We start from the raw sequence: 5,478 nt of genomic DNA on the forward strand, positions 1-5,478 counted from the left end.
GGGGATGTACTCGGGCGCCTCGGGTTCGGGCGCGGCCGAGACTTCCTCGATGGCATTAGTTGCGGGCGGCGCAGTCGTCGTAGCGCAGCCGCCAGCCAGCACCGACCAGAGCAGGCCGAGGACTCCTGCCAGCAGGCGGCGTTCGGGATGGTGAAACCAAGGTGGAGAGGGGCACATAAGCTCGGCGTCCTGAAACATCGAGCCCTTACCATCGCCGCTAAGGCCCGGGGCAGCAGCAAACAATGCGAACCACGCTGCGTCCGATTTGCCGGCAGCGGTCTAGTCGAACAAGAGCGGCCTTGAGGGGGCCGTAACGGAAAGGCTCAGTCGCGGTCGGCGGATGGAGGCCGGCCGCTTGACTGCTACTATTTGTTAAAACACCAGTGGACGGGGGCGTAAATGAGGGTTTCTCGGGTCAGGTTGATCAATTTCGCCAATTTCTCGGATGTTGATGTCGAGACGGGGGAAAGTATCGTCATCGTGGGAGAGAACAAGGTTGGCAAGAGCAATTTCATTCGCGGACTGCAGTTGATCCTTGATCCGGGCTTGTCTGAACGCGATCGACAACTGGGGCTTGAACATTTCTGGGATGGACTTGGCGAAGACAAGGTTGGTGCGACCATTGAGGTCTCTGTGGATCTAACGGACTTCACAAACGATCCCCGGCTGATGGCTCACCTCAACGATTGCGTGATTGATCCTGGCCCACCCATGGTGGCCCGACTCACCTACCGCTTCCAGCCTAAGGCGGGCCTGGGGCGCGCCCCGGAATCGTTGAAGGACTATGAGTATGTGATCTTCGGTGGCGACGATCCCGACATGCGTATCGGCGGCGCACTTCGCCGGATGTTGCCAATAGATGTTCAGGTAGCCCTGCGCGACGCTGAGAAGGACCTTGCGAACTGGCGCAATTCGCCACTGAGGCCGCTCATTGAGGATCTTGCCGCGTCGTTGGATGATGACGCCCGTGAGGAGATTCAGAATCAGGTCGACCAAGCACAGCGAGAGCTGGCTGGACACGAGGAAGTGGTAGCGACAGCAGAACGGATCAGCGAACGGCTGATCGCAATCGCCGGGGGGCAACATGCTGTCCCGGTATCGCTCGGACTTGCACCTACACGAGTGGATGCATTGCTGCGTAGCCTTCGGCTGCTCATCGACAACGGTGTTCGCGGTGTCGGCGATGCCAGCCTAGGAACGGCGAATCTGATCTTCCTGGCCTTGAAGAGCCTCGAACTCGACCGTCTCGTCTCCGAAGGGGAGCGCGACCACACATTCTTCGTCGTTGAGGAGCCCGAAGCGCACCTGCATCCGCATGTCCAGCGTCTTGTCTATCGCTACTTTCTCGGCACAAGAGCGGAAGATGAGGACGAAGCCCCTCCGCTGACGACAATTCTCACTACTCACTCGCCGCATATCGCAAGCGTTACACCGATTAGGTCCATCGTTCTCCTACGTCATAACGCAACGGACGGGAAAACCGTCGCGGTTTCGACCGCGAAAGCACCTTTCACACAGAGGGATGAAGACGACCTCCAGCGCTACATCGACGTCACTCGCGGAGAAATATTCTTTTCCCGGGGAGTGATTCTGGTTGAAGGGGACGCCGAGCGCTTCATCATCCCCGCGTTCGCCGAGGCCCTCGGGATTCCTTTCGACATACTTGGAATCACTGTGTGCTCGGTCGGGGGGACGAACTTCACTCCTTATGTGAAGCTTTTGGGCCCTAAAGGGCTAAATATTCCGCATGTAATTTTGACAGATCGCGACCCGGCCAATGGCAAACCCCCACTAGCCCACAGGCGATTAATTAATCTCTTAAACGAGGTCGATGACGAATATGGTTACGATGACCTGGATATAGATGATGTGCTCAAATATGCCGCAGAGTTTGGATACTTCGTCAACGAGAGCACGCTGGAATCCGACCTATTTGCCGCCGGAATGACCGAGGCGATGAAGTCGGTAATCGAGCAGGAGTTGCCGCTGAGGCAAGTCACCCGGGACGCATTGCAAGAGTGGGTGGATGATCCGGATCAGGTCGATGAAGACCGGCTGCTGAAGTTGATTGAACGGATTGGCAAGGGGAGATTTGCACAGGCACTTGCGCCGTCGGTGTCTGAGGACGTTTGCCCGGCCTACATTCGCTCTGCGTTGGAGCATATCCGCGATGCGGTCGCGTAACGTCGGTACAGCCTACCTGGCGCAGGCTGCCGAGTTGGCTGGAAATCCAGGGCAGTTGGCAGCTTACAACTCTCAAGGACATTGTGTGGTACTCGCTGGTCCCGGGAGCGGTAAGACCAAGACACTCGTCCTAAAGCTCGCCCGCATCCTGGCCGAAGACGTCGAGGCCCCTCGTGGCGTTGCGTGCATCACTTATAGCCAGGAGTGCGCTCGCGAACTCGCTCGCCGAATTGAAAGCTTGGGACTTCAGCAGGCATCTAATCTTTTCATTGGTACGGTACATGGGTTCTGTCTGCGTCATCTTTTGATGCCGTATGGACGCCTGGCCGGCCTGCCCATATCTTTCCCACTTTCGGTGGCCACTCAACGAGTCAGTGATCGGTTGTTGAAGCAAACTGGAGATGCGCTTTTCGGCCAGAACCATCCGTACAAAGTTATTGACCTCGGGCGGCATCGCCGTTCCGTGCTCAATCGAAATAGCGTCGCTTGGCGTAGCGAGGAGGAACTCGCTGCCTGGGCCGAGGCCTACGAGGCCGCTCTACGCGACGAGGGGCTGATTGACTACGATGACATGGTTGTCTTCGGCCAACGTTTGATCGCCGAGCACGACTGGGTACTACCTCTGGTTCAGGCAAAATTCCCCGTGCTCGCGGTGGATGAGTACCAGGATTTAGGCGTGGCACTGCATCGCATCGTCAAACGCCTTGCCTTCGACGGTGGTGTCCGACTTTTCGCTGTCGGGGATGCGGATCAGTCGATATATGGATTTACGGGAGCTGATGGCGCGTTGCTCATGGAATTGGCGGCTCGCAGAGACATTGAGCCTGTCCAGCTTCAATTAAATTACCGTTCTGGTGCAGGGATCGTGACTGCGTCAGAGATGGCGCTTGGAGAAGCCCGAGGCTATCAAGCGAGCGATCCTGCGCGACAAACGACCATCGAATTTGTTCTGCGCCCGGGTGGTATGGCGGACCAGGCTGCGCACGCCGTCGCGCAGATCATTCCGGCGGCCTTAGCCTCCAAGCCGGGACGAACACTGGGCGATATCGCGATCCTATACAAAGACTATCGCGCAGGCGATATCGTGGCTGAAGCTGTGGCAACCGGCGGTCTCGATTACATCCGTGTGGATACCGCAGCGCCTTACCGCAAGGTTGCCCTAACAAGTTGGGTAGAAGATTGTGCGGCGTGGTGCGCGGGTGGCTGGCGTGTCGGACGCCCACAATTGCGTGGACTACTCGACCGCTATCGCGCATTTCATCGGGCGAGCTTGGACGATTCACAGGCCAAGCGCGAAGAGCAAGAGCTAACCGCCTTGCTATGGGATCTGCGCGCTGACCAGCAACCTGCGCGAGAGTTTGTTGCTTCGCTGCGCAACGGTGTAGTGGATCATCTGCTGACGGCTGAATTGGCGCTCGCTGATCAGAAGGAGCAACTGGATCGCATGACGGCAGCGCTCGCCGAAGGCGGTGCACTGGCTTCGCTAGACATCACGAGTTTGGGCGGTCGGGACGGTTCGCCCGATCACCTGAATCTGCTGACACTGCATTCCGCCAAGGGCTGTGAGTACGACGTCGTCATCATGGTTGGACTCGACCTCGGAAATCTGCCGTGGCGCAATGAAACTCCAGAGAAGTTGCGCGAAAGTCGCCGGCTCTTCTATGTGGGACTCACACGTGCTCGCGACGAGGTCCACATGCTGTATTCGGGCTTCGTTGATGGCCGCTATGGCCCCATGCGCCTTGGGCGCTCGCCATTCCTTGATGAACTGGAGACGCGAATGCGCGCCGCTGGCATTTGAGTGTGAACCAGGGAACTGGAGTGCCGGTCGAGCAACGTCACAGTCGAGCTACATGTTTGCAGCCAAGCGATTGGCTGTGAAACGTTCGCGCGAGAGTCTGGCGGCGTTATTCATCGAGTCTAGGTTATCGATACACCATAGACCGTTGATGCAAAGAAAGCGCTCACTGAGCACTGCCTCAAGTAAGTTTGGAACGGTTGCGGTGAAGAATCCGGCCCCGTTAACCGCTGGGGCCGGATCTAGCTCAAGCATCGCGACCGGCAGGTCAGAAAGGCACGGGCCGAAGTGGCCGGCCGAAGGGAACTTTCCCCCAAACTCGGTGCGCAGACGCTCCTTTCCCATGCTCTTGGTGAGAGTGCTATATCGCTCCTGCCGCAACAACCAAAGAGACTTGATGCCCGCCTCGCGGTACCGCTCTTGGCGTTTACGGTAGTCACGGAGCGACTGATACGATCTTTGGATCTCGACAGCCAACCTAACCCCATTGCGCTCACCCCAGACATCAGCCTGCCAGCGACCTGCGTCACCCGAACCCGGCATTTCAACCGAGGCACGGCATCCAAGATCTTCAAGCACGCTGCGCACAAGTATCTTGGCCGCCAGGTGCCATTGGCTTTCTTCGGAAGTACTGCACGCACCTCCTAGATGCGCGAAGAAGGGGTACCCATTAGCACTAACCTTGGGAATCGCTGGAGCGTTGCAGCACGGCATCAGCAGATCACCGACGCAGTACGCCCGTTGCAACTCTTCCCACTGCGCCTGAGACAGATGCAGTGCGTTAGCTGCACCAGTACCATCTGCATATGCTGCTTCGATCACCATAGCCATAGCGCCTCCTTGAATCTCGGTATTGTCCAATCAGTTTAGCCTTCCCCGCGCTGGAACCGGGGCGGTGATCGAATCCTCCGAGCAGCAATTTCCTAGAAGAATGCCGGCACCCCCGAAAGAATGCCGGCAGACAGCAGATCAGGCTGTTACCAATTGCCGGGCCAATGCGACCTCGACGGAATCACCATCCTGGTTCAGGACATCGAGCCCCGATTCGGGTACATCGCCCGAAGTGGACTGCGAGACCATGATCTTCTTGGCCATCAGCTCCAGGCAGGTCATCTGCGAGGAACTGGCGTAGCCGAGGTAGATCACGCGCACGGACTCTTTCTGCCCAATGCGCCACGAGCGGCGGGCCGCCTGTTGAAGCGAGTACACGTTGTAGCCCGACTGCATGAACACGATCGTCGGAAACTCCAACAAGTCCAGTCCCGTCTTGACCAACTCGGGGTTGGTGATGAGCACGTCGATGCCACGGTCCAATTGCTCGGCGATCCAATCCTCGCGGCGGCTGGCATCCACGCTTGCGCGTAGCACCGCCACCTTGAAGCCTTCCTGCTCCAGCAGCACCTTCAGGCGCGACGTGGTGTCGCGCGTGCCGGTATAGACCGTGTAGGCCAGGACCTTGCGGCCCTGTGCCTTCTCCTCCTTGCAGATGTCGATCA

Annotated in this window: 4 protein-coding genes and 1 pseudogene; 2 read left to right on the plus strand and 3 right to left on the minus strand. The window is 58.1% G+C overall.

Features of this window, described 5'->3' with window-relative positions; genetic code table 11:
- Nucleotides 1-177: pseudogene (locus K206_RS42310) on the minus strand (integrating conjugative element protein pill, pfgi-1); the annotation flags it as partial.
- A 222-nt stretch (nt 178-399) separates the two neighbouring features.
- On the opposite strand from K206_RS42310, the gene K206_RS0135505 reads away from it, so the two are divergent.
- Nucleotides 400-2,184 (plus strand): AAA family ATPase, encoded by a 1,785-nt coding sequence (locus tag K206_RS0135505; RefSeq protein ID WP_029044443.1) that lies wholly within the window; start codon nt 400-402, stop codon nt 2,182-2,184.
- Nucleotides 2,171-3,985, plus strand: a complete 1,815-nt coding sequence (locus tag K206_RS40355) for an ATP-dependent helicase (RefSeq protein WP_081651628.1) — start codon at nt 2,171-2,173, stop codon at nt 3,983-3,985. The genes K206_RS0135505 and K206_RS40355 overlap by 14 nt, the downstream gene beginning before the upstream one ends.
- Before the next feature lie 48 nt (nt 3,986-4,033).
- On the opposite strand, the gene K206_RS42315 is transcribed toward K206_RS40355, so the two are convergent.
- Together K206_RS42315 and K206_RS40360 are read right to left on the minus strand one after the other, a co-directional pair.
- Complete coding sequence (locus K206_RS42315) at nt 4,034-4,813, minus strand: competence protein CoiA (RefSeq protein ID WP_231401734.1); 780 nt, start codon at nt 4,811-4,813, stop codon at nt 4,034-4,036.
- Nucleotides 4,814-4,951: 138 nt separating this feature from the next.
- Nucleotides 4,952-5,478 (minus strand): helicase-related protein (locus K206_RS40360; RefSeq protein ID WP_020207007.1); only part of this gene is annotated, 527 nt, incomplete at its 5' end.

The sequence above is a fragment of the Cupriavidus sp. WS genome (assembly GCF_000395345.1).
In the GTDB taxonomy this organism is placed as follows: domain Bacteria; phylum Pseudomonadota; class Gammaproteobacteria; order Burkholderiales; family Burkholderiaceae; genus Cupriavidus; species Cupriavidus basilensis_B.